Origin of the sequence: Tsukamurella sp. 8F, from assembly GCF_029167375.1 — a bacterium.
Classification (GTDB): Bacteria; Actinomycetota; Actinomycetes; order Mycobacteriales; family Mycobacteriaceae; genus Tsukamurella.
On sequence record NZ_JARFTP010000002.1, the window covers coordinates 31,787 to 53,993 of the forward strand.

The 22,207-nt window shown below is 68.8% G+C and carries 24 protein-coding genes and 1 riboswitch; of the genes, 17 read left to right on the forward strand and 7 right to left on the reverse strand.

Features of this window, described 5'->3' with window-relative positions; all coding sequences use genetic code 11:
- Position 1 precedes the first annotated feature (1 nt).
- Positions 2 to 1,822 (forward strand): neutral/alkaline non-lysosomal ceramidase N-terminal domain-containing protein, encoded by a 1,821-nt coding sequence (locus tag P0W64_RS01600; protein WP_275478307.1) that lies wholly within the window; start codon positions 2 to 4, stop codon positions 1,820 to 1,822.
- Here P0W64_RS01600 and P0W64_RS01605 read toward each other — a convergent pair.
- Positions 1,806 to 2,315 (reverse strand): PadR family transcriptional regulator, encoded by a 510-nt coding sequence (locus P0W64_RS01605; protein WP_275478308.1) that lies wholly within the window; start codon positions 2,313 to 2,315, stop codon positions 1,806 to 1,808. The two genes, P0W64_RS01600 and P0W64_RS01605, sit on opposite strands and share 17 nt — an antisense overlap.
- Before the next feature lie 80 nt (positions 2,316 to 2,395).
- Between P0W64_RS01605 and P0W64_RS01610 the strand changes: the two genes are divergently transcribed.
- Genes P0W64_RS01610 through P0W64_RS01620 form a run of 3 tightly spaced genes read left to right on the forward strand, consistent with a single transcriptional unit; the run spans position 2,396 to position 5,360 of the window.
- Positions 2,396 to 3,223, forward strand: coding sequence for an SDR family NAD(P)-dependent oxidoreductase (locus tag P0W64_RS01610; RefSeq protein WP_275478309.1), 828 nt, complete (start codon positions 2,396 to 2,398; stop codon positions 3,221 to 3,223).
- The gene (locus tag P0W64_RS01615) at positions 3,211 to 4,977 is read left to right on the forward strand and encodes an amidohydrolase family protein (RefSeq protein WP_275478310.1); all 1,767 of its coding nucleotides are present in this window, start codon (positions 3,211 to 3,213) and stop codon (positions 4,975 to 4,977) included. The genes P0W64_RS01610 and P0W64_RS01615 overlap by 13 nt, the downstream gene beginning before the upstream one ends.
- Positions 4,978 to 5,036: 59 nt before the next feature.
- Positions 5,037 to 5,360: a hypothetical protein gene (locus P0W64_RS01620; protein ID WP_275478311.1), complete on the forward strand. Its 324-nt coding sequence runs from the start codon at positions 5,037 to 5,039 to the stop codon at positions 5,358 to 5,360.
- Here the strand turns inward: P0W64_RS01620 and P0W64_RS01625 are convergent.
- Both P0W64_RS01625 and P0W64_RS01630 read right to left on the reverse strand, forming a co-directional pair.
- Positions 5,357 to 5,656: a hypothetical protein gene (locus tag P0W64_RS01625; RefSeq protein ID WP_275478312.1), complete on the reverse strand. Its 300-nt coding sequence runs from the start codon at positions 5,654 to 5,656 to the stop codon at positions 5,357 to 5,359. The genes P0W64_RS01620 and P0W64_RS01625 overlap by 4 nt on opposite strands.
- 23 nt (positions 5,657 to 5,679) lie before the next feature.
- Complete coding sequence (locus P0W64_RS01630) at positions 5,680 to 7,386, reverse strand: sodium:solute symporter family protein (RefSeq protein WP_275478313.1); 1,707 nt, start codon at positions 7,384 to 7,386, stop codon at positions 5,680 to 5,682.
- Positions 7,387 to 7,508: 122 nt separating this feature from the next.
- On the opposite strand from P0W64_RS01630, the gene P0W64_RS01635 reads away from it, so the two are divergent.
- Genes P0W64_RS01635 through galK form a run of 3 tightly spaced genes read left to right on the forward strand, consistent with a single transcriptional unit; the run spans position 7,509 to position 10,520 of the window.
- Positions 7,509 to 8,321, forward strand: coding sequence for a DeoR/GlpR family DNA-binding transcription regulator (locus tag P0W64_RS01635; RefSeq protein ID WP_275478314.1), 813 nt, complete (start codon positions 7,509 to 7,511; stop codon positions 8,319 to 8,321).
- A 55-nt stretch (positions 8,322 to 8,376) separates the two neighbouring features.
- The gene (galT, locus tag P0W64_RS01640) at positions 8,377 to 9,444 is read left to right on the forward strand and encodes a galactose-1-phosphate uridylyltransferase (RefSeq protein WP_275478522.1); all 1,068 of its coding nucleotides are present in this window, start codon (positions 8,377 to 8,379) and stop codon (positions 9,442 to 9,444) included.
- Positions 9,441 to 10,520 carry a galactokinase gene (gene galK / locus P0W64_RS01645; protein ID WP_275478315.1) on the forward strand — a complete coding sequence of 360 codons (1,080 nt, stop codon included), beginning with the start codon at positions 9,441 to 9,443 and terminating at the stop codon, positions 10,518 to 10,520. The genes galT and galK overlap by 4 nt, the downstream gene beginning before the upstream one ends.
- Positions 10,521 to 10,529: 9 nt before the next feature.
- Here galK and P0W64_RS01650 read toward each other — a convergent pair whose 3' ends face one another.
- Positions 10,530 to 11,660 (reverse strand): alpha/beta fold hydrolase, encoded by a 1,131-nt coding sequence (locus P0W64_RS01650; protein ID WP_275478316.1) that lies wholly within the window; start codon positions 11,658 to 11,660, stop codon positions 10,530 to 10,532.
- Between the two features lie 130 nt (positions 11,661 to 11,790).
- Between P0W64_RS01650 and def the strand changes: the two genes are divergently transcribed.
- Genes def through P0W64_RS01670 form a run of 4 tightly spaced genes read left to right on the forward strand, consistent with a single transcriptional unit; the run spans position 11,791 to position 14,998 of the window.
- Positions 11,791 to 12,306, forward strand: coding sequence for a peptide deformylase (gene def / locus P0W64_RS01655; RefSeq protein ID WP_275478317.1), 516 nt, complete (start codon positions 11,791 to 11,793; stop codon positions 12,304 to 12,306).
- The gene (fmt, locus tag P0W64_RS01660; protein ID WP_275478318.1) at positions 12,306 to 13,244 is read left to right on the forward strand and encodes a methionyl-tRNA formyltransferase; all 939 of its coding nucleotides are present in this window, start codon (positions 12,306 to 12,308) and stop codon (positions 13,242 to 13,244) included. The genes def and fmt overlap by 1 nt, the downstream gene beginning before the upstream one ends.
- Entirely contained in the window at positions 13,241 to 14,596 is a 1,356-nt protein-coding gene (locus tag P0W64_RS01665; protein WP_275478319.1) for a transcription antitermination factor NusB, read from the forward strand. Before fmt ends, P0W64_RS01665 begins: the two co-directional genes overlap by 4 nt.
- A 30-nt stretch (positions 14,597 to 14,626) precedes the next feature.
- Positions 14,627 to 14,998, forward strand: a complete 372-nt coding sequence (locus tag P0W64_RS01670; RefSeq protein ID WP_275478320.1) for a cupin domain-containing protein — start codon at positions 14,627 to 14,629, stop codon at positions 14,996 to 14,998.
- Here P0W64_RS01670 and P0W64_RS01675 read toward each other — a convergent pair.
- A complete protein-coding gene (locus P0W64_RS01675; protein WP_275478321.1) occupies positions 14,977 to 15,498 on the reverse strand; it encodes a hypothetical protein in 522 nt (173 codons plus the stop codon). The two genes, P0W64_RS01670 and P0W64_RS01675, sit on opposite strands and share 22 nt — an antisense overlap.
- A gap of 69 nt (positions 15,499 to 15,567) precedes the next feature.
- Between P0W64_RS01675 and P0W64_RS01680 the strand changes: the two genes are divergently transcribed.
- Positions 15,568 to 16,014 carry a MarR family transcriptional regulator gene (locus P0W64_RS01680; RefSeq protein ID WP_275478322.1) on the forward strand — a complete coding sequence of 149 codons (447 nt, stop codon included), beginning with the start codon at positions 15,568 to 15,570 and terminating at the stop codon, positions 16,012 to 16,014.
- 76 nt (positions 16,015 to 16,090) lie between these two features.
- Here the strand turns inward: P0W64_RS01680 and P0W64_RS01685 are convergent, their stop codons facing one another.
- Positions 16,091 to 16,654, reverse strand: a complete 564-nt coding sequence (locus P0W64_RS01685; RefSeq protein WP_275478323.1) for a GNAT family N-acetyltransferase — start codon at positions 16,652 to 16,654, stop codon at positions 16,091 to 16,093.
- Positions 16,655 to 16,727: 73 nt separating this feature from the next.
- Complete coding sequence (locus P0W64_RS01690; RefSeq protein ID WP_275478324.1) at positions 16,728 to 17,678, reverse strand: hypothetical protein; 951 nt, start codon at positions 17,676 to 17,678, stop codon at positions 16,728 to 16,730.
- A gap of 132 nt (positions 17,679 to 17,810) precedes the next feature.
- Between P0W64_RS01690 and rpe the strand changes: the two genes are divergently transcribed.
- From rpe to ribH, 5 genes are all read left to right on the forward strand, one after another.
- Positions 17,811 to 18,482: a ribulose-phosphate 3-epimerase gene (rpe, locus tag P0W64_RS01695; protein WP_275478325.1), complete on the forward strand. Its 672-nt coding sequence runs from the start codon at positions 17,811 to 17,813 to the stop codon at positions 18,480 to 18,482.
- Entirely contained in the window at positions 18,479 to 19,513 is a 1,035-nt protein-coding gene (gene ribD, locus P0W64_RS01700) for a bifunctional diaminohydroxyphosphoribosylaminopyrimidine deaminase/5-amino-6-(5-phosphoribosylamino)uracil reductase RibD (RefSeq protein ID WP_275478326.1), read from the forward strand. Before rpe ends, ribD begins: the two co-directional genes overlap by 4 nt.
- Before the next feature lie 45 nt (positions 19,514 to 19,558).
- Positions 19,559 to 19,705, forward strand: a riboswitch (FMN riboswitch).
- 58 nt (positions 19,706 to 19,763) lie between these two features.
- On the forward strand, positions 19,764 to 20,381 hold the full coding sequence (locus P0W64_RS01705) for a riboflavin synthase (protein WP_275478327.1): 618 nt from the start codon (positions 19,764 to 19,766) through the stop codon (positions 20,379 to 20,381).
- Positions 20,378 to 21,628, forward strand: coding sequence for a bifunctional 3,4-dihydroxy-2-butanone-4-phosphate synthase/GTP cyclohydrolase II (locus tag P0W64_RS01710; RefSeq protein WP_275478328.1), 1,251 nt, complete (start codon positions 20,378 to 20,380; stop codon positions 21,626 to 21,628). The genes P0W64_RS01705 and P0W64_RS01710 overlap by 4 nt, the downstream gene beginning before the upstream one ends.
- A complete protein-coding gene (ribH, locus tag P0W64_RS01715; RefSeq protein WP_275478329.1) occupies positions 21,625 to 22,098 on the forward strand; it encodes a 6,7-dimethyl-8-ribityllumazine synthase in 474 nt (157 codons plus the stop codon). Before P0W64_RS01710 ends, ribH begins: the two co-directional genes overlap by 4 nt.
- Positions 22,099 to 22,207 lie beyond the last annotated feature (109 nt).

Consider the following 22,207-nt stretch of genomic DNA (forward strand, 5'->3'; position numbering starts at 1 on the left):
CGTGGCAGAGCAGCGATTCCGGGCCGGCTGGGCGAAGGTCGACATCACGGGCGAGCCGTGGGGCGTCGGCATGATGGGCTACGGTATGCCCGGGCAGCGCAGTACGGGGCTCCTCTCGCGGCAGTATGCCCGCGCCTTCGTGTTCGAGGCCGGCGGCAGGCGCCTCGCTTACGTCGTCGCGGATATCGGCATGTTCTTCCAAGCCACGGTCGACGATGTACGCACCCGCCTCGAGCGTCGCTGCAACGGCCGTTATACGGCCGCGAACACGGTGCTGACGGCGACGCACACCCACTGCGGCCCGGGCGGTTTCGGGGACCACGCGCTCTACAACGTGACCACCGGAGGAAGGCACCCCCGCACACGGTCGCGGCTAGTGAGCGGTGTGGTGCGTGCGATCGTCGAGGCGGACGCCGGGCTGCGGCCCGTCGACTTGTCTCTGGCGCGCGGCGAGCTGCTCGATGCGTCCGTGAACCGGAGTCCGGATGCGTTCGCCGCCAACCCTATCGGCGATCGTGATGCGCTTCCGGACGGCATCGATCCGGCGATGACACTGCTGCGCGTACATGCCGAAGGGGAGCTCGCGGCAGCCCTCGACTGGTTCGCCGTGCACTGTACGTCGATGACCAATACGAACCGGTTGATCAGCTCCGACAACAAGGGCTGGGCGGCGTCGGCGTGGGAACGTGAGCGCGGATCCGGCTTCGTTGCGGCGTTCGCGCAGAGTAATTCGGGTGACATGTCGCCCAATCTGAACGGCAGCGCCGGGCACGGACCATACGACGACGAGCGGGAGAACACCGCCGAGATCGGCAGAAGGCAGCTGGATCTCGCTCTGCGGTTGGCCGCAGAGCCGGGTGAGCCGCTGGCGCCGGCGCTGGATTGGCGTGCCACCGTCGTCGACCTCGCCCGGTCGCGCACGCCCGACGGGCCCACCGGGCGCGCAGTGCTCGGCGCCGCCTTCGCGGCCGGGACATCGGACGGTCTGGGCGCCAGGGTGTTTCGACAGGGCCTGGGAAACCGGATCGGTGCGGCGAGCCGGTGGATGTATCGACGCCGCCCGGAACTTGCTCGGGTGCAGGCCCCGAAGGAGATGTTGCTGCCGGTCGGGCCGATGGGCTGGGTCGCCGAACAGGTCCCGGTGCAGCTGGTGCGGCTGGGAGAGCCGGACGCCGCGCTGCACCTTGTCTGTCTGCCGGTCGAGGTCACCGTCACCGCGGGCCGGCGGCTGCGGGCCGCGGTCGCCGAGACCTTGAGTGTCGACCCGGATTCCGTTCTGGTGCAGGGATATGCGAACGGGTATGCGCACTATCTGACGACGCCGGAGGAGTACGACGTGCAGCGCTACGAGGGAGGTAGCACTCTGTTCGGCCGCAACGAGCTCGCGGCGTTCGTGGATGCGTCGACGGCGCTGGCGCGGGCGATGGCGGACGGTACCCCGGGGCCGGCCCCGGTTCCCGCGCGCCACCCGCGGCCACGGCTGCCGGTATCGCCGCTCGGCTCGCCTCTGCTCGCGGCGCGGGCGACGTCGCGCATCCTGAGGGTCCGCGACCTCGGCGAGAGGGTGGTGGTGGACGTGACGACGGCGCACCCCAATGCATACATTCCGTCCTCGTACGTGCGGATCGAGCGACCGGACGGGCGGGAACTGGGCGACGACGACCCCGGCGTGTCCATCGAATGGCGCAGGCGTGGCACCGGTTTCGTCGCCCGCATCACCTATTCGCCGTCCGACGACGGCCCGTTCCGCATCGGTTTCCGCGGGCGTCGGGCGACGGTCTGGACCCACGAGTTGCGTGGGGCCGTCACTGGGCGGGCTTGACCAGGTCGCTCCAGTAGCGGATCGAGGTCCGCTCGTGCGCTATCGCCGCATCGAGTGCCCTGCGGGGTCCCTCGTGTGCGATTCCGCCCGCCTCGCGCAGGTACTCGTACTCCTTGAGTCGCGCCTGGTGCGCCAGGAGCTGGACGCGGGCTATGTCCTCGGGGGTGGCGCCGAAGAAGATCTTCAGAATGGAGAGGTCGCGTAGCTGGGGCATGTCGCCCGAGGCCTGCGACAGCCAGCTGTCCATCGCCGCGCTGCCTGCATCGGTGATGGAGAAGCGTGTCTTCGCGCGGACCGCGTCGTCGCTCTCGGCCGTGAGCAGTCCGGCTTCCGCCAGACGCAGGGGCTCCCGATAGATCTGTGAGCGCTGGATGGTCCACATGTGCGACACCGTCGCGCCGATCCTGCGCTCCAGTTCGTAAGCGGTCGATCCCGGCTCCCACCGGACGAGTCCGAGAACGATGTAGGAGGTCGGTGTCAGCCGGAGGTCCATTCGTCAGAGTCTATTGCCTCGCGCGGACGTCTATGTAATAGTCCTACATGGACTATTACGGTCGACGGTGGGGAGCGGAGATGAAGCTCACGGGAGCTACGGCGCTGGTGACGGGGGCGTCCCATGGGATCGGCGCCGGCACCGCACGGAGGCTGGCGGCTCGCGGCGCGCGAGTCGTGCTGGTAGCGCGAGGCGAGAGCGCACTCGAAGGGGTCGCGGAGCAGGTACGTGAGCGGGGCGCGCAGGCCTACGTGGCGCCGTGCGATCTCGGTGACGTCGAGCAGGTCCGGTCGATGGAGCGACGCGTGAGCGAGCGGTGGGGGACACCGGACGTGATAGTCAATTGCGCGGGGGCGGGGCGGTTCCTCTTCGTCGATGAGACTTCTATGGAGGAATTCGCGAGCCAGATCGAGGCGCCGTATCTCGCAGCGTGCTTCACCACCCGCGCGTTCGTCGGACGGATGATCTCGCGGGGTACCGGATGGATCGTCAATGTCAACTCGCCGGCGTCCAGGGTCGTCTGGCCTGGAGCCGTCGGATACGCGGGAGCGCGCTGGGCACTGCGGGGCTTCAGCGATGCCCTGCGGGCCGATCTGGCAGGCACCGGTGTCGGCGTCACCGAGGCGGTTATCGGCAAGGTGGCGAGCAACTACTGGAACGCGAACCCCGGTGCGCAGGAGCGTGTCCCGAGCATCGGTGACGTGGCGTCCGCGCTGTCGCCGGACCAGGCGGGGGCCGTCGTGATCCGCGGGGTCGAGCGCGAGACGCCGGTGGTCGCGGCACCGTGGAGCGCGCGGCTGTTGCAGTTGCAGGCGCGTTTCGCGCCGCGGGCCGCGGCGGCCGTGATGGCCCGTACGGGGGCGAAGCGAGCCGCGGCCGCGGAGGAGGGCGGCGCATGTTCGATCTGATCGTCCGCGGCGGACTGTGGTTCGACGGCACCGGTGGTGACCCGCGGATCGCGAACCTGGGAATCGCGGGTGGCCGTGTCGTCGCCGCTTCGGCCGACCCGCTGGATGAGACCGGCTGTCCGGATGTCGTGGACGCGTGCGGTAAGTGGGTGATGCCGGGGTTCATCGACATCCATACGCACTACGACGCCGAGGTCCTGCTGAACCCGGGCCTGGGGGAGTCGGTGCGGCATGGGATCACCACGGTGCTCTTCGGGTGCTGCTCGATGTCCACCGTGTACGTCGAGAACGACGACGCCGCGGACCTTTTCAGTCGGGTCGAGGCCGTGCCCAGGCGGCATGTGATCGGCGCGCTCGACAGATTCCGTGACTGGGACGGCCCCGAGGGGTATATCGAGTGCATCGACGGGCTGCCGCTGGGTCCCAATGTGGCCTCGTTCGTGGGACATTCGGATCTGCGCACCGCCGTCCTGGGGCTCGGGCGGGCGACCGACGGTTCCGTCCGGCCCACCCGGGCCGAGATCGACACGATGGCGCGCATGCTCGATAGGGCGCTGCGCGCCGGGATGCTGGGGATGTCGGGGATGGACACCCAGCTGGACAAGCTCGACGGCGACCGTTACCGATCGCGCGCGCTGCCGTCGACCTATGCGCGGTGGCCCGAGCGATGGCGGCTCGTCGACGTGTTGCGCGAGCGGTGCGGTGTGCTGCAGAGCGCGCCCGACATCGATCGGCCCCTCACCGCCCTGATGTTCTTCCTGGCGTCGGGCACTCGGCTCTTCCGCCGCGAACGTGCCGTCCCCGTAAGTCTTCTCGTCTCCTTCGACACGAAGACCGCGCGCGGTGCCCACATCGCGCTGCGTCGGCTCACGCAATGGGGTAACACGGTGCTGCGGTCCGACGTGCGATTCCAGCATCTGCCTGTTCCGTTCACCCTCTACTCCGACGGCATCGACCTTCCGGTGTTCGAGGAGTTCGGTGCCGGGACCGCAGCGCTGCACTTGCGGGATCAGATCGAGCGCAACGCGCTACTGGCAGACGAGGACTACCGCCGCCGGTTCCGGCGGGAGCTACGGGGCAAGCTGTTCAAGCCCAGCGCCTGGAACAAGGACTTCTATGAAGCGACCGTTGTCGAATGCCCCGACGTTGCGAACGTGGGCAAGAGCTTCGGCCGGATCGCCGACGAGCGCGGTGTCGACCCGGTGGACGCGTTCCTCGATGTGCTGGTCGAGCACGGCGAGCGCAACGTCCGATGGACGACAACCCTGCATAACGACCGCGAGGCGGTGCTGGATCGGATGGCGACCTATCCGACGGTGCACCTGGGCTTCTCGGACGCGGGAGCCCACCTCAGGAACATGGCGTTCTACAACATGCCGCTGCGTTTCCTGCGGCGCATGCGGGATGCGCGTGAGGCCGGCAGCCCGATCATGTCGATCGGGCATGCGGTGCACCGGCTGACCGGCGAGCTCGGTTCGTGGTTCGGTCTGGACGCCGGCTATCTCCGCCTGGGCGATCGCGCCGATCTCGTGGTCATCGATCCCCACGCCCTAGACGCTCGTGTCGACGAGTATCACGAGTCTCCGGTCCCGTTCTACGACGGGCTGTCGCGCATGGTGAACCGTGACGATGCGACGGTGGTGGCCACCGCCGTGGGCGGCACCGTCGTCTACCGGCTGGGTCGCTTCGCGGACGGCTACGGCGAGACCGTGCGAACGGGGAGGTACCTGAGGCACGGTCGATATCCGTACTGACGCCGTGCATGTACTCGCGGGGTAATCGTCATTCGTCGGCCGGTGGCGCACAGTGGGGCATGGCGACGACACGATACGAGCGGGCGGTGCAACTCGCTATGCGCGCAGACAAGGTGGGCTCCGACTGGTTCATCGGCGGCGGATTCTTCGTGGCGCCGGCGCTGATCGCTATCGGGAAGTGGTGGCCTGCCGCGATGCCGGTGGCGATCGGTGTCCTGGTCACCGCGGCGATCCTCCTCGCGGTGCTCGGCGTGGTGATGGCCTGTGGGCTGACGGTACTGGCGCGGCGCGGGGCCTCGTTCGACAAGGACTTCTGGCAGCAGGTGTTCCCGCAGGCCCGGCGCATCGACTGGCCCGAGCGCCGGCCTTCGCAACGCGACTAGCTGTGGGGTCGAAGTGCTGCCCAGGCGCCGAAGAACAATGCCACCAGCACCAGGACCCCGCCGACCCACAGGTTGGACGAGCTGCCGACCGACATGTCGATGGGGTCTGCGGAGTGCTGGTGGTCGCCCGCGCCCGCTCCGGCCAGCCCGGGCGCGAAGCCTGCGATCAGGAGCAGCACGCCGTATAGGCCCAGCAGTGCGGCGATGATCGTCCGGATGTCGAAGAGTCGCGTGAACAGGTTGCCCCTCCTGGTCTCGTCGGTTGCCGAGCCGTTCGGAATATCTTTGTCGCTCATGGTTTCTCGCTTCTTCTCGAATGTCAGTGGAAGACCACGTTGAGGATGACGACCAGGATGATAACGACGCTGCCGAGCGGCACGGGCCGTGCGATCCACGGGGTCTTGGTGTCCTCCTCGCCCGCGAGGGTCTTCTTGTCGGTGAGGGAGTAGACGAAGCCGCGCAAGTCCTCGTCGGGCTTGGGACGTGTCACGAGGGAGATCAGGACCGACAGCGCGATGTCCACGACGAACGCGGCGGATGCGGCGATGAACGGCATGCCCTGGCCGGGGAGATCGATGACGCCGGTCTCTTGAAGCACGAAGACCAGGACGGCCGATGCGGTGCCGGCGACCAGGCCCACCCAGCCCGCGGTCGGCGTCATGCGCTTCCAGAACATGCCGAGGATGAACGTCGCGAACAGAGGCGCGTTGAAGAAGCCGAACAGCGTCTGCAGGTAGTCCATCAGGTTGGAGTAGCCCGCTGCGATGGTCGCGGTGCCGATGGCAAGGAGGACGGCCGCGACCGTCGCGATGCGGCCGACCGTGATGTAGTAGCGGTCCTCGCGGTCCTTCACGACATACTGCTGCCAGATGTCGTACGAGAACACCGTGTTGAATGCCGATACATTGGCGGCCATGCCGGCCATGAACGAGGCGATCAACCCCGCGACGGCGACGCCGAGCAGGCCGTTGGGGAGGATGTCACGCATCATCAGAAGGATCGCGTCGTTGTACGTGAATCCCTGTGCGGTGCCGGTGTTCTTGAGATGGATCATGTCGCCGATCGAGGCCGCGCAGATCATGCCTGGGACGATCACGACGAACGGGATGAACATCTTGGGGATCGCGCCGATGATGGGGGCGCGGCGCGCGGCAGACGTGGAGTCGGAAGCCATGGCGCGCTGGACCTCGACGAAGTTGGTTGTCCAGTAGCCGAACGAGAGCACGAATCCGAGGCCGAACACGATGCCGACCACCGACCACACGGGCGATGAGAATCCGCTCAGCGCCTGGCCCGGCCATGAGTTCAGTTGCTCGTGCACCGTTGCGGTCACGGCGCCCTTGTCAGAATGCGTGTCGATCACGCGCTCCTCGAGGCCACTCCAGCCGCCGACCTTGATGAGGCCGATCACGGTCAGCGGTACCAGCGCCGCGAGGATCACGAAGAACTGAAGAACCTCGTTGTAGATGGCTGCGGAGAGACCGCCGAGGGCCGTGTACGTCAGGACCACGGCGGCCGCGACGATCAGCGAGACCCATTCTGGCCAACCGAGAACCGCTTTGATCACGGTGGCCAGCAGGTACAGGTTGACGCCGGCGATCAGCACCTGCGCGAGCGCGAAGCTGATCGCGTTGACCAGGTGCGCGCCGGTGCCGAAGCGGCGACGCATGAACTCGGGGACGCTGCGCACCTTCGAGCCGTAGTAGAACGGCATCATCACCAGGCCGAGGAACACCATGGCCGGGATGGCACCGATCCAGTAGTAGTGCATGGTCGAGATGCCGATCTGCGCGCCGTTGGCGGACATGCCCATGATCTCGACCGCGCCGAGGTTGGCGGACACGAACGCGATGCCCGTCACCCAGGCCGGCAGGCGACGTCCCGACAGGAAGAAGTCGAGGCTCGAGGATATCTGGTGCCGGGCGAGGTAGCCGATGCCTAGCACGAACACGAAGTAGATGGCGATGAGCACGTAGTCCAGGGCCCCGGTGTTGAGCCTCAGGACCGCGTCGGAAGCCACGTTCACGGGCAACTCCCTTGTTGCTTCGGATGACAGGTGTAACGGAATCTAACATTGTCGAACAGAAATGCACCAGCAAATCGCATGATTGTCCGTCCAACGTGTTCGAGTTTGGTAGATTTCGTGGCGTGCTTGCAGCCGAGCGACGTGGACGCGTGCTAGCGGCGGTGGTGACCCGGGGTGCTGTGCGGGTGACCGATCTCGCCGCCGAGCTCGATGTCTCCGAGATGACGATCCGCCGCGACCTGGACCAGCTCGAGGCCGACGGCGAGGTGACCAAGGTGCATGGCGGCGCGGTGCGCGCCGGCGGTGAGCCGGGGGTCCGCGGGGCGGAGCCCTACTCCGCACATAAGGCCGGGAGGGAGACACATGAGAAGCGGGCCATCGCCGACGCTGCCCTCGGACTGGTATCCGACGGCATGACGCTGGCCATCGGCGCGGGTACGACGACGCTCGAGCTCGCTCGCCGCCTGCGCGGGCGCGATGTCTCCGTCGTCACGAACTCGGTGTCGATCTTCCATGCGCTCACCGACCGCGACGATGGGCTGCCAGACCTCCGCGGAGGCGCGGGCGCGGTGCAGCTGACCGGCGGTCAGCGGACACCGTCGGATGCACTCGTCGGGCCGGTCGCCAACGCGGCCCTCGAGCGCTTCCGCACGGACCTGGCGTTCCTCGGCACCCACGGCATAGACCCCTATGCGGGCTTCACGACGCCGAATATCGGTGAGGCCGAGACGAATCGGCGGATCATCGGCACATCCCGTGCCACGGTGCTGCTGGCCGATCACACCAAGTACGGGGAGATCGGCGCGCACCTGTTCGCCGAGTTCGGGCGCGTCGACAAGCTGGTCACGGACGCCGGTCTCACCCCCGCGCGGCGCACGGAGCTCGCGCGCCGTATCGAACTGACGGTCGCCGACACCGGCCGCGAGGAGGAATGACGTGAGCAGGGCTCTGCCACAGCCGATTCGAGCCACCCTCGCAGACGGCCGCGAGATGATGTTCTTCGACGGTCCGGGGGACGCGCCGACCCGGCCCGGGGTCGACCATCGCGATCTGCCGCACCGGCCCTCCGAGAGTCCTACCGGCGTCCGCTACGACATGCAGACCGACGACTGGGTGATGACGGCGCCTGCGCGCCAGCAGCGGACGTACAAGCCCCCACGCCGGATGTGCCCCCTGTGCCCGGACCCGGCCGGTCTCTCCAGTGAGGTACCTGCCGAGGACTACCACGTCGCGGTGTTCGAGAATCGCTTTCCGTCACTGTCCACCGCGCGTGCCGGATCGGGTTTCACGCTTCCGGGCGACCGCGCATCCGGCAGCGAGGCCCCGGGGTACGGCCGCTGCGAGGTCGTGTGCTTCACCAGTGACCACGATGGCGCCTTCTCGTCCCTCTCGCCCGAACGTGCCCGACTCGTGGTCGATGTGTGGGCTCAGCGCACGGCCGATCTGCTCGCCCGGGACGGCGTCGAGGAGGTGTACTGCTTCGAGAATCGCGGCGAGGAGATCGGTGTCACCCTCACACATCCGCACGGGCAGATCTATGCGTATCCGTACCGAACGCATCGCACTCAGACGATGCTGCGTGCGGCGGCCCAGCATCGCGCCGCGACCGGCACCGACCTGTGGGAGTCGATCCTGCAGTACGAGACCGATCCGGGCACAAGGGTCCTCGTGCGAACCGAACACACCACGGCGTTCGTGCCGTTCGCCGCCCGATGGCCGGCTGAGGTGCACGTCTACCCGAATCGTCACTGCCGCAACCTGACCGAACTCAGCGACGCCGAGGCGGATGATCTGGCGCGTGTGTACCTGACCGTGCTCCGCGGATACGACGGCCTGTACGGCGACCCGCTGCCGTACATCGCGTCGTGGCACCAGTACCGAGCGAGCGCGGACGAGGGCTACCTGCACGCCGAGCTGTTCTCGGTGCGTCGCAGCGCCGACAAGCTCAAGTACCTCGCCGGGTCCGAGTCCGGGCGGGACGCATTCGTCACCGACAAGACCCCGGAGCAGGTCGCGGCCGAGCTGCGGGTGGCTATCGAGGCCGTGGTGACGGTATGACCCGTCGCGCCTACGCGCCGGGTCGCGTCAACCTGATCGGCGAGCACACCGACTACAACCTCGGTTACGCCCTGCCTATAGCGCTGCAGGTCGGTACGACCGTCGAATACGACCCGGGGCCGGGCGATCTCGTCGCTTCCTCCGCCGACGAGCCGGACGTTGCAATGATCCCGACGGATACCGTGCCGGGCGGCGTGACAGGCTGGGGCGCATATGTCGCAGGTTGCCTCTGGGTGCTGCGTGACGCCGGGCATCCGGTGGGCGGCGGACGGGTGAGGGTTGCCTCCGATGTACCTGTGGGAGCAGGTCTCTCGTCGTCCGCTGCCCTCGAATGTGCAGCGTTGCTGGCGCTCGTCCCGGATGTGGACGACCGACACGCGGTGGCGAGGCTCGCCCAGCGCGCCGAGAACGAGTACGTCGGCGCGCCCACCGGTCTGCTCGACCAACTCGCCAGCCTCTACGGTGCACCGGACACCGCTCTGCTCATCGACTTCCTGACGCTCGACGTGCGGCCCGTTCCGGTTCCGTCGGGCGACGGTGTGCACGTTCTGATCATCGATTCCCGTGCGCCGCATAGGCATGCGGCGGGGGAGTACAGGCAGCGCCGTGAGGCGTGCGAGGCCGCGGCGGCGGAGCTCGGGGCGGACTCGCTGCGCGCCGTGGGTGACGTCCTGGGCGTGGACTCGTGGCGGCGTCTCAGCGACGACGTCGTGCGGCGGCGAGCCCGGCATATCCTCACGGAGAACGTGCGGGTGCTCGAGGCGGCTGACGCTCTGCGTGGTAGCGACTTCGAGAAGCTGGGCGCGCTGATGAGCGACTCGCACGCGTCGATGCGGGACGACTTCGAGATCACGATTCCGTCGATCGACAGGATCGCCTCCGCGGCAGTGGATCTGGGAGCCTACGGCGCCCGCATGACAGGCGGCGGCTTCGGTGGTTCGGTGGTCGCCTTCGCCCCTGCCGGGGCGACCGAGCGGATCGAGGCGGAGCTGCCCGGCATCATCGAGAGCCTGGGACACCCGCGGCCCACGGTGCGGAGAGTCAGCGCGGGGCGTGGCGCGCAGCGGCTGATCTAGCCGCCCGTGTCAGCCGACCGGCGCGGTGATCGTTCCGCGCGGTCCCGGGGCGGCGAGTACCGGGTTCGCCTCGCGCGTCGGCACCGAGTTCTGCGTGAGGTGCTCACGGGGCTTCGTCGCGGTGGTGCTGCCCGGTGTGCTCGTGCTGGGCGCGGAACGGAAGTCGTCGACGTAGTCGAGGATCGCGTTCTGTACCTGCGGCCAGTACGGGTTGCTCGGCGAGTACACGTTGTGACCGGCGCCGGGAAGCAGGACCGCGCGGCCGACGCCGCCGTCGGACTTCAGGGCGGAGATGAAACGCGTGCACTCGTGCGCGCGTACCACGCTGTCCCGGGTCCCGTTGAAGCATGTCACGGGCACCGCGGGGTTGATGTTCTGAATCGGGTTCGCGACGGCGTAGTTCTGCGGATTCTTCTCGGGGTCGCCGAGGAACTCGCGAGTGTGCCTGTTGCCGTCGGCCACGGCGACCCGCATGTCGAGGACGCCTGCGGTCGCAACGATCGCCGCGGGACGTACGGCGGGGACCGAGCCCATAGCGCCGGGTGTGAGCATCTCGCGGGCCGCGGCCCACACGGCGAGCTGGCCACCCGCGGAGTGCCCGGAGATCACGACGTCGTCGAGGTCGATCGCGGGGGCGATCTGTGCCTTGATGGTCTGTAGATAGTCGATCGCCGCGGCGGTGTCGGTGAGCGTGGTGGGGTAGCCGCCGCCCGCGCCGATGCGCCGGTATTCGACGTTCCACACAGCGACGCCGTGCGACACCAGGGACCGGGCCATGCTGGACATGGCCTTGTAGCTCGCGGGGACGCGCCAGCCGCCGCCGTGCAGCAGCACCACCACGGGGACCGGGCCGCCGACACCCGAGGGTAGGTAGAGATCGCCGATGTTCTGGTTCGGATCGCCGACGCCGCCGGGAACGGGGTACTGCAGACGAATGGGCTGTGGGATCGGGACCGAGCCGGTCACCGTGGGTGGCACCGACGGGTTGCCCTCGACCTCGTCGTCCTCGGTCGCGCGCGGAGCCGCCGTGTGCGTCGTCGAACTCGTGCGGTGATCATCGGTGACCGGGCCGCATGCGGTGAGCGTGATCGCTGTCGCCAGGCCTAGCGTCATCAGCACGCGGAGTCGCGCTCGCTGCACCGGGCCTCGCTCTCGGGTCGTGTGGGAATCGCGCCACCCGGCGCGAGAACGCCCCACAACATACACGCCGGAACGGTCGCCTGAGCTCAGGCGCGTGCGCAGTGTGACGAGCCTCTAGGATAATGGCCTGATGACCGTTCTACCCATCCGCATGTACCCGGATCCCGTCCTGCGCACCCCTGCGGACGAGGTGACCAGCTTCGACGGTGACCTCGCCCGTCTGGTCGACGACATGATGGAGACGATGCGCGCGAACCACGGTGCCGGTCTCGCCGCGCCGCAGGTCGGCGTGTCGCGTCGTGTGTTCGTCTACGAGTGCGGCGGGCGCTCGGGCCACATCGTCAACCCGGTGTGGCGCGCGGTCGGGGACGAGATGCAGACAGGGCCGGAGGGTTGCCTGTCGATTCCGGATATCCGGGAGGACTGCACGCGGCACATGGATGTGGTCGCCGACGGGTTCGACGTGACGGGCGAGCCCATCACCGTCGAAGGGACCGAGATCCTCGCCAGGTGCATCCAGCACGAGACGGATCACCTGGACGGTGTGCTGTTCCTGTCCCGCCTGGATCCGGAGGTGCGGAAGGCCGCGATGCGAACTATCCGCAGTTCGCCGTGGTTCACGGGCGGCCAGGCGGTCGGGGCCTGATGCGGCTGCTCTTCGCAGGGACTCCGGAACCCGCCGTCCCGGCGCTGCGCGCGCTGCTCGAATCGGACCACGATGTCGTCGCCGTGCTCACCCGGCCGGACGCGCGTTCGGGCCGTGGACGCGGCACGAGCCGGTCTGCCGTCGCGGCGGTCGCCGACGAGCACGGCATCGAGGTACTCACTCCACGCTCGCTGCGCGATGAGGAGGCGATCTCGCGCATATCGGAACTCGCCCCGGACTGTGCGCCGGTCGTCGCGTACGGCGCCATTGTTCCTAAGGCTCTACTAGACGTTCCTCCCCATGGCTGGGTCAACCTGCACTTCTCGCTCCTGCCCGCGTGGCGCGGCGCCGCGCCCGTCCAGGCCGCGATCGAGGCGGGTGACGAGATCACCGGTGCGTCCACGTTCCGGATCGAGGAGGGACTCGACACCGGTCCGGTACTCGGCGTCATGACCGAGACGGTGCGTCCTGACGACACCGCGACGGTTCTGCTCGCCCGCCTGGCGGACGCGGGGGCGGAGTTGCTCGTGCGCACCGTCGACGGCCTCGAGGCCGGCGCGCTCGCGGCGGTCCGGCAGCCCGAGGACGGCGTGTCCTACGCACCCAAGATCACGGTCGACGGTGCGCGTGCGGACTTCACCCGGCCGGCTGCAGCCGTCGACCGCCACATCAGGGCGATGACGGACGCGCCCGGTGCATGGGCGGTGGTCGGCGGGGTCCGGGTCAAGCTCGGCCCGGTCGCGCGGGTGCCGAGGTCCGGTGAGCCGCTGGCCCCGGGCGAGTTACGCGTGACGAAGCGAGAGGTGCTCGTCGGGACGGCGAGCGACCCCGTACGTCTAGGCACTGTCCAGCCACCGGGGAAGAAGGCGATGGCCGCGGCCGACTGGGCTCGCGGAGCGCGCCTGGAGTCCGGAATCCGAGTGGAGGTGGGGGAGTGATCGACGCTCCGCGGGCCGCCGCGCTCGAGACCCTCGGCGCTGTGCGGGAGAAGGGTGCCTACGCGAACCTGGTGCTGCCGGGCCTGCTGCGTGAGCGCCGGATCAGCGGCCGCGACGCCGCTTTCGCCACTGAGCTGGCCTACGGCACCTGCCGGGCGCAGGGCCTACTGGACGAAGTCATCGCCTCTGCCTCTGGACGCGCCGTCGACGCGATCGACCCGCCCGTGCTGGACGCCCTGCGACTGGGCACCTATCAGCTGTTGCGCACGCGGGTCGGCGATCATGCCGCCGTCTCCACCACTGTCGACGCCGTCAAGAGCGGACCCTCCAAGGGGGCAGCGGGTTTCGCGAACGCCGTGCTGCGGCGGATCGCTCGTGACGACGCCGATACCTGGGTCGCGCGCGTCGCCCCTGCGGCGTCGGACGACCTCATCGGCCATCTGGCGATGCAGTATGCGCATCCCCGATGGATCGCCGAGGCGTTCTGGGATTCTTTGCAACGCAACGGTATACGATCGATGGGCCAGCTTCAGCGCCTGCTCGCCGAGGACGATGCCCGGCCCGACGTGCACCTCGTAGCCCGCCCCGGTGCCATCACAGCAGAGGAACTCGCGCTCGTGACGGGCGGCGAGGAGGGCCGGTTCTCGCCGTATGCCGTCTACCTGCCCGGCGGAGATCCGGGTGCGCTCGATGTCGTGCGCGACGGGCTCGCGGGGGTGCAGGACGAGGGCTCGCAGCTCGTCGCCCGCGCGCTGGCGGTCGCGCCGCTCGAATCCGACGGTGGTCGATGGCTCGACCTGTGCGCCGGACCGGGAGGCAAGGCCGCTCTACTGGGCGCGCTTGCCGCCGTCGACGGTGCCGCCGTCGACGCCGTCGAGCCCTCCGTGCACCGTGCAGAACTCGTCCGGAAGGCTGTATCCGGGCAGCCTGTGACAGTGCATGCCGTCGACGGCAGGGCGTCCGGTCTGGAGCCCGGGTATGACCGCGTACTCGTCGACGCGCCGTGTTCCGGCATCGGCGCCCTACGCAGGCGGCCTGAGGCGCGCTGGCGCAAGAAGCCTGCCGATATCGCCGATCTGGTGCTGTTACAGCACGAACTGATCTCGGCCGCAGCCGATCTCGCGCGCCCCGGTGGGGTGGTGCTGTACTCGACCTGCTCGCCACACGTCGCCGAGACCGTGGACGTCGTCGATGCCGTTGCGGCCGACGGGCGGCTCGAGCCCGTCGACACCCGGCCGCTCGTCCCATCCACGGTGCTCAGCCCGTTGCCCGAGAACGGGACTCACGTGCAGCTATGGCCCCACCTGCACGGCACGGACGCGATGTTCCTGCAGGCGTTCCGGCGCGTGTGAACCAGGCCGCATCTGTGCCACACTCGGGGTGTGGTGCACGATGCGATAGACGTGGCCGGGAAGCTGGCGGCGTTCACGGAGCGATGGTCACCCAAGGTTGTGGCCAGGCTGAACGACTACGAGATCAAGGTCGTGAAGCTCGAAGGCGAGTTCGTATGGCACAAGCACGACGACACCGACGAGCTCTTCCTCGTCGTGGCGGGTGACCTGACCATCCGGATGCGCGACGGTGACGTCCGCCTGGGGCCCGGCCAATTGTTCGTGGTGCCCAAAGGGGTCGAGCACTGCCCGGTGGCGGGGAGCGGCGAGGTGCACGCGCTGCTCGTCGAGCCCGTGGGTGTGGTCAACACCGGCGACGCCGGCGGCCCCATGACGGCAGGCTACGACGACTCCCTGTCCTGAGGCATCGCCTTCGTATGGGGCTCAGTCGTCCTGCGCCGCATCAGGATCGGGGCGAGGCCGAGGGCGACGAGAACGATCATGAGTACGGCCGTCGCGACGTTGTTGGGCATGCCGAGCGTCTCCGGACGCTGTAATGGATGGCTGTATACGGGGTCGTCGACGAAGAAGTACGACGTCCCCGGCCAACATCCTGCCGCGAGCACCGAGATCCAGAACGCCCCCGCGAGATAGCCGCCGACCGTCATGGCGAAACGGTCGGTCACCGGGCGTGCCACGAGGCATATGAGCGCGCCGATTCCTAGCGCGGCGCCCGCGAAGAAGGCCATCGCGGTGTGCAGCTTGGCGTGCGGCAGCCACGCGGGGTTGTCCATATGCGCGCCGCGCAGGATCACTCCGTCGAGCAGGACCGGCAGCACGACGGTCGCGATCGCGACGACGACGAGCAGTGCTCGCCCCGCTCGCGCCGGCGCAGGGGTGGCGATGGATTCGCGCATGGTCATCTCCGTATCAATATGTATTGAGTGAGAATATCTCAAACGAGACTATATCGAAAGAGGTAATCTCCCGCCATGGCTACCAGCGACGACGCCCCGAACTACATCATCGGGCCGCTCCTGCAGCGGGCACACCGTCATGCGGCCGACGCCTTCAACAGGGCGTTGGTGTCACTCGAGATCCAGGGGCGGCATTTCGCCGTACTGATGGCGCTGGACCGACTGGGGTCGACCAGTCAGGCTCGGCTGGTCGAGCACCTGGGCGCGGAGAAATCGGCGATGGTCCGCATGATCGACGACCTGGAGTCCCGCGGGCTGGTCGAGCGGGGTGCCGATCCCGCCGACCGCCGGGCGCTTCCGGTCACGCTCACGGCGTCGGGGGCGGAGACCTTCGCGGCCGCCTCGGCGATCGCCGCCCGCGTCGCCGATGACCTGCTCGACGGGTTCGACGCGGGCGAGCGCGTGCAACTCAGGGCGCTGCTGACGAGGTTCGTCGGGGCATCGCCGGGGGTGTCGCCGTGAATGGTTGTTGCGGGCGTCCCCGACGCCGTGTTCGGGTCCGCCTCGCCCTCGGCGTCCGGTTCGGGGCGGTGGCCGGTCAGGCCGGCACGTGCGGCGGTGCCGTCTCGGCGACCCAGATCTGCATCACGTCGGATTCGCTCGGTGCCGAGGGTTGCCGCGACTCCAGGCGGTCCAGGCGGTAGCCGAGTCGCCGCGCGACGGCAGCGCTCGCCATGTTGCTTGCATCGCAATGGATCTCGACTCTACCGATGGCCGGAAGCCGCAGGCACTCGGCGGTCACCGCACCGGCTGCGCGGGTCACGATGCCACGGCCTCCCGCGCCTGTACGACGCCAGTATCCGATCTCCAGGGCGCCCGGACCGACACGGTCCTCGATGCCGACCACGCCCGACACCTTTCCGGCTGAGAAGATCCCGTATGCGAACGAGCCTCCGGGAGAGGGCCATTGCGACATTCGATCGATGAACTCGCGCTGGTCCTCGAGATTCGGGGGTGCGGAAGCCCACGGCATCCAGGGGTGTAATTCGTCATACGATGCGGCGACCGCATCGCGGAGCTCTTCGGCGTCTTCGGTGCGGAATCGGCGCAGGATCACATCGCCGAGATCGAGGCGGGGCGGTAGCGGGTGCGGTGCTGCCATCGTCGGACGGTAGCCGAGACGCGAAGCGGCCCGCACGCGGATTTCCCGGTGCGGGCCGTTCATCGGGTCGTTCTCAGCCCTTGATGGTGACGGTGCCCTTGTCGAACTGCTGCTCGAGGCCTCCGGCGATCTTCTTCTGGTCGGACACCGGGTAGCCCAGGCCGTTGGCACCGCCCTTGGCGACGAACTGGTCGCGTACCTTCCCGGTGACGACGTGCGCGCCGTGCTGCGGCGACCAGTAGATCGAGCCGTGCTGGAAGTCGTTGTATGCGCCGACGACCGGGTTGCCGATCTGCATCTCGCTCATGACCGGGTAGCCCAGAGGGCCCTTGGCGCCGCCCGCCTTCTGCCAGGCCTTGGCGATATCGCCGCCAACGCCGGCCGCCTTGCCTCCGTTCACCTTCGCGTTCCAGAAGATCGTGCCGTCCGTGAACTCCTGCTGCTTCCAACCGCCTGCGAGCGACTTCTCGGTGCCGGTCGGCTGGCCGTACCGTGCCAGGCCGCCGTCGGCCTTGAACGCGTCGCCGATCTTTCCGGTGACCGGGAACGCGAGCGGCTCGTCGGAGGTGGCCGCGGGCTGCGACGTCTGCGCCGACGAGCTGAACATCTTGATGAGCGTCGCGACGTCGGTGGTCGGCAGCTTGCCGGACGCGACGATCTTCTGGAACTCGGGGTTCTGGCTCAGCTGGGTCAGCAGGGCGCTCGGGTCCTGGCCTCCGGCGACCTGCGCGATCGCCGGGTTCTGCGACGCCTGCGCTACCGCCTGTGCGACGGCGGGATTCTGGGCGACCTGGGCGAGCGCCGGGTTCTGGGACGCCTGTGACACGGCGGCCGAGACTGCGGGACTCTGGGCAGCCACCGCCTGGGTGGCCGCAGGCGCCGCCTGCGCTGCTGCGGCAGGAGCGGGTGCCGCCGGTGCGGCCGGGGCGACCGGAACGACAGGGTCCGCGTGCGCCGGAGCGACCGCGATGGCCGCCGCCGCGGCGACGGCGGCGAAGGTGGCGATGGGGCGTGCGATCCGCATGACGACCTCTCAGGTCTAGCTCAGGTTGGCGTTACTGATGGTGCTGATGTTACAAAAGTCTACTACTGGGATCAACACCATCGCCGCACGCGGGTGAATGAGCTCACGTCGCGTTCGCCTAAACTGCTGCCCATGTCTGCGCCGATGATCGCCCCGTCCATCCTGTCCGCGGATTTCGCGTGTCTCGGCGACGAGGTCGCAGTGGTCGGGGGCGAGGAGGGTGCCGACTGGGTGCACGTCGACGTCATGGACAACCACTTCGTGCCCAATCTGACGCTCGGTCTGCCCGTGGTGCAGAGCCTGCTCGGCCACACCGACATCCCGCTCGACTGTCATCTCATGATCGACGACCCGGCCCGCTGGGCCCCGCCCTACGCGGAGGCCGGCGCCTACAACGTGACCTTCCACGCGGAGGCCACCGACGACCCGCTCGCCGTCGCCAAGGACATCCACGCCGCAGGCGGCAAGGCCGGGCTGGCGATCAAGCCTGGCACGGCGTTCGATCCGTACATCGAGATCCTCAAGTCCTTCGATACGTTGCTGATCATGAGCGTCGAGCCCGGATTCGGCGGGCAGAGCTTCATCGCCGACGTCCTGGAAAAGGCACGTGCCGCGCGCAGGCTGGTCGATTCCGGCGAGCTGCGTCTCGTCATCGAGATCGACGGAGGTATCAACGCCGACACCATCGAGCAGGCCGCGGAGGCGGGGGTGGACTGCTTCGTCGCCGGCTCCGCCGTCTACAACGCCGACGACCCCGCCGACGCGGTGCGCCGCCTGCGCGCACTCGCAGCCGCCCGGCAGTGACCTCCTGGGTCGACGCGCCGGAGGTCACCGCGGCGCTCGAGGAGGCCGTGGCCGCCTCGGTGGCGGCGCGCGGCGTGAGCACGCCCAATCCGCCGGTCGGCGCGGTGATCCTCGCCGCCGACGGCACCGTCGCCGGCGTGGGCTGTACTGCTCCGGCGGGCGGTCCGCATGCCGAGATCGAGGCATTGCGTGCAGCCGGCGACGACGCCCAGGGCGGCACCGCCGTCGTCACGCTCGAACCGTGCAATCACACGGGCCGGACAGGACCGTGCGCCGTCGCGCTGCTCGAGGCCGGAATCGAGAGGGTCGCGTTCGCCGCCGCCGATCCGAACCCCGTCGCGGCGGGCGGGGCGGAGTACCTGCGTACGCACGGGGTGGAGGTCGCGCACCTGGGCTTCGAACCATGGCCGCTTCGCGAGTGGCTGTTCCGTCAGCGCAACGGCCGGCCGATGGTCACGTTGAAGCTTGCTGCCACCGTCGACGGCCGGATCGGGGCCCCGGACGGGACCTCGCAGTGGATCACCGGTGCGGAGGCACGTGAGCGAGCTCACGTCGAACGGGCGCAGCTCGACGCGATCGTCGTAGGGACGGGCACCGTCGCCGCCGACGATCCGGCGCTCACGGCGCGCCGGCCGGACGGGGCCCTGCATCCGCATCAGCCGACGCGGGTGGTGCTGGGCATGCGCGATCTTCCCGCCGGAGCCCGGATCGGCGATGCCGTGCACGTCCGCAGCCACGATCCCCGAGCCGTGCTCGATGCTCTGCCCGACGTACTGAACGTGCAGGTCGAGGGCGGCGCGACGGTGGCCGGGGCGTTCGTGGACGCGGGCCTCGTCGATCGTGTCCAGGCCTATATCGCGCCTGTGCTGCTGGGCGCAGGTCAGTCGGCCGTCGTGTCGGCCACCGTCGGCACGCTCGCCGACGCACTACGGTTGCGGACCGACTCCGTCGAGCGGCTCGGCGACGACGTTCTGCTCACGTTGAGCCGTGGGGAAGACGCTGGTCGCCGAGGGGGCGCCCGGACGCCCTGAACACCCGGGTGGGCCGCGGTCCGTATCGGTGCTAACCTCGGAAGCGGAAGTTCTCAGGGCGGGGTGCAATTCCCCACCGGCGGTGATGGTCCTATGAGGCCGAGCCCGCGAGCGCCCCGGTCAATCGGGGGACAGCAGATTCCGGTGCGATCCCGGAGCCGACGGTCACAGTCCGGATGAAAGAGAACAGCGCGGGCCCATCCCGCGCCGTCGTGCCGCCCTGGGAAGTGGACGGCAGGAGCAGGATTCGATGTTCACCGGGATCGTCGAGGAGCTCGGCGTGATCACCGCCCGGGAGGATCTCCCCGACGCAGCACGATTCACAGTGCGCGGTCCCACGGTCACCGCCGATGCCCGGCACGGAGACTCGATAGCAGTCAACGGCGTATGCCTCACGGTCGTGAGGGTCGACGACGGCGCCTTCACCGCGGACGTCATGGAGGAGTCGCTACGACGCAGCTCGCTCGAGAAGCTCGGCGCGGGCGATCGAGTGAACCTCGAGCGCGCCGCGTCGGTGAACTCCCGCCTCGGTGGGCATATCGTGCAGGGGCACGTCGACGGCACCGGCAGCATCCGGTCCGTGACGCCGTCCGAGCACTGGACCGTCGTCCGCATCGCCCTCCCGGACGCGCTCGCACGCTACGTCGTCGAGAAGGGTTCGATCACCGTAGACGGCGTGTCCCTTACCGTGTCGTCCCTCGGGCGCGACTCCGAGGGGCACTGGTTCGAGATCTCGCTGATCCCGACGACCTTGTCCCTGACGAATCTCGGAGCCGCGGCGGCCGGCACCGTCGTGAATCTCGAGGTCGACATCATTGCGAAATATGTGGAGCGTCTGACCACACTGAAGGAGGGCGGCAACGCATGACCAGGCTGGACACCGTCGAGCGGGCTATCGAGGACATCGCGGCGGGCAAGGCCGTCGTCGTCATCGACGACGAGGACCGCGAGAACGAGGGCGACCTCATCTTCGCCGCCGAGAAGGCGACACCGGAGACCGTGGCGTTCATGGTGCGGTACACGTCCGGCTACCTCTGCGTGGCCCTCGACGGCGACGCCTGCGACCGACTGGGCCTGCCGCCCATGTACTCCACCAACCAGGACAAGCACGGCACCGCGTACACCGTCACGGTCGACGCTGTGGAGGGCGTCGGGACCGGTATCTCCGCCGCGGACCGCGCGACCACCATGCTCAAACTTGCCGACCCCGAGGCGACGGTCACCGACTTCACCCGCCCCGGACACGTGGTCCCGCTGCGCGCAAAGGAGGGGGGAGTCCTCCGGCGCCCGGGGCACACCGAGGCCGGTGTCGACCTGGCCCGGATGGCCGGCCTCGCGCCCGCGGGCGTGCTGTGCGAGATCGTGTCCGAGAAGGACCCCGGCGGCATGGCTCAGACCGACGAACTACGCGTCTTCGCCGACGACCACGGGCTGGCGATGATCTCCATCGCCGATCTCATCGCGTGGCGGCGCAAGCACGAGAAGCACGTCGTGCAGGTGGCTTCCGCGCGGATCCCGACCCGGCACGGTGACTTCCAGGCGGTCGGCTACACGTCCATTCACGACGACGTCGAGCACGTCGCGCTGGTGAAGGGGGATGTGACCGCGGACGGCGGCGCGGACGTGCTGGTGCGCGTGCACAGCGAGTGCCTGACCGGTGACGTCTTCGGGTCCCTGCGTTGCGACTGCGGTCCGCAGCTCGACGCCGCGATGGAGATGGTCGCGAAGGAGGGCCGCGGCGTCATCCTCTACATGCGCGGGCACGAGGGTCGCGGCATCGGTCTGATGCACAAGCTGCAGGCGTACCAGTTGCAGGACGCAGGCGCGGACACGGTCGATGCGAACCTGCAACTCGGGCTGCCCGCCGACGCGCGAGACTACGGTCTGGGAGCCCAGATCCTCGTGGACCTGGGAATCACGTCGATGCGGCTCCTCACCAACAACCCGGCCAAGCGTGTGGGGCTTGACGGCTACGGTCTGCAGATCACCGAGCGCGTCCCGATGCCGTTGCGTGCCAACGCCGAGAACATCCACTACCTCAAGACCAAGCGCGACCGCATGGGGCACGACCTGCGCGGCCTCGAGCTGGTGGAGGAGCCGGGGGGCACTGCGTGAGTGGCGAGGGCGTCCCGTCGATCGACCTGTCAGGTGCCGAGGACCTGCGACTCGCGATCCTGTGCTCGCGCTGGCATGACACCGTGTGCTCCGCGCTACTGGCCGGTGCCGAGCGTACTGCGGCCGACGCGGGAGTGCGCGCCGTGACGATCGAGCGGGTCGCGGGTGCGGTCGAATTGCCGGTCGTTGCCCAGGAGCTGGCCCGCAGTCACGACGCGGTCGTCGCTCTGGGGGTTGTGATCCGCGGCGGGACACCACATTTCGAGTACGTCTGCGACGCGCTCACCGCCGGTCTGTTGCGGGTGTCGCTGGACTCCGGCGTTCCCGTCGGCAACGGCGTGCTCACCACCAACACCGAGGCCGAGGCACTCGACCGCGCCGGGCTGCCGGGCTCTACCGAGGACAAGGGGGAGCAGGCGTGCTCCGCCGCCCTCGACACCGCACTGACTCTGCGTCGGCTACGGGCGTAGTCGAACCGGGTCGTCCTCATCCCTACGGGGCACATGGCGGGTACCCGGAGAACGACGGGTGATCACGCGGGGCCCTCTATGACCAGGTCCATGGCGTCGGGGCGAAGCC

Bases quoted from the DNA above. Each gene is read 5' to 3' on its own strand.
- P0W64_RS01615 (WP_275478310.1), top strand. From the start codon at position 3,211: ATGTTCGATCTGATCGTCCGCGGCGGACTGTGGTTCGACGGCACCGGT.
- P0W64_RS01705 (WP_275478327.1), top strand. From the start codon at position 19,764: ATGTTCACCGGGATCGTCGAGGAGCTCGGCGTGATCACCGCCCGGGAG.
- P0W64_RS01685 (WP_275478323.1), bottom strand. From the start codon at position 16,654: ATGGCAGCACCGCACCCGCTACCGCCCCGCCTCGATCTCGGCGATGTG.
- P0W64_RS01675 (WP_275478321.1), bottom strand. From the start codon at position 15,498: ATGACCATGCGCGAATCCATCGCCACCCCTGCGCCGGCGCGAGCGGGG.
- P0W64_RS01625 (WP_275478312.1), bottom strand. From the start codon at position 5,656: ATGAGCGACAAAGATATTCCGAACGGCTCGGCAACCGACGAGACCAGG.
- P0W64_RS01710 (WP_275478328.1), top strand. From the start codon at position 20,378: ATGACCAGGCTGGACACCGTCGAGCGGGCTATCGAGGACATCGCGGCG.
- P0W64_RS01610 (WP_275478309.1), top strand. From the start codon at position 2,396: ATGAAGCTCACGGGAGCTACGGCGCTGGTGACGGGGGCGTCCCATGGG.
- rpe (WP_275478325.1), top strand. From the start codon at position 17,811: ATGTCTGCGCCGATGATCGCCCCGTCCATCCTGTCCGCGGATTTCGCG.
- galK (WP_275478315.1), top strand. From the start codon at position 9,441: ATGACCCGTCGCGCCTACGCGCCGGGTCGCGTCAACCTGATCGGCGAG.
- fmt (WP_275478318.1), top strand. From the start codon at position 12,306: ATGCGGCTGCTCTTCGCAGGGACTCCGGAACCCGCCGTCCCGGCGCTG.
- P0W64_RS01620 (WP_275478311.1), top strand. From the start codon at position 5,037: ATGGCGACGACACGATACGAGCGGGCGGTGCAACTCGCTATGCGCGCA.
- P0W64_RS01690 (WP_275478324.1), bottom strand. From the start codon at position 17,678: ATGCGGATCGCACGCCCCATCGCCACCTTCGCCGCCGTCGCCGCGGCG.
- P0W64_RS01680 (WP_275478322.1), top strand. From the start codon at position 15,568: ATGGCTACCAGCGACGACGCCCCGAACTACATCATCGGGCCGCTCCTG.
- P0W64_RS01605 (WP_275478308.1), bottom strand. From the start codon at position 2,315: ATGGACCTCCGGCTGACACCGACCTCCTACATCGTTCTCGGACTCGTC.
- galT (WP_275478522.1), top strand. From the start codon at position 8,377: ATGATGTTCTTCGACGGTCCGGGGGACGCGCCGACCCGGCCCGGGGTC.
- def (WP_275478317.1), top strand. From the start codon at position 11,791: ATGACCGTTCTACCCATCCGCATGTACCCGGATCCCGTCCTGCGCACC.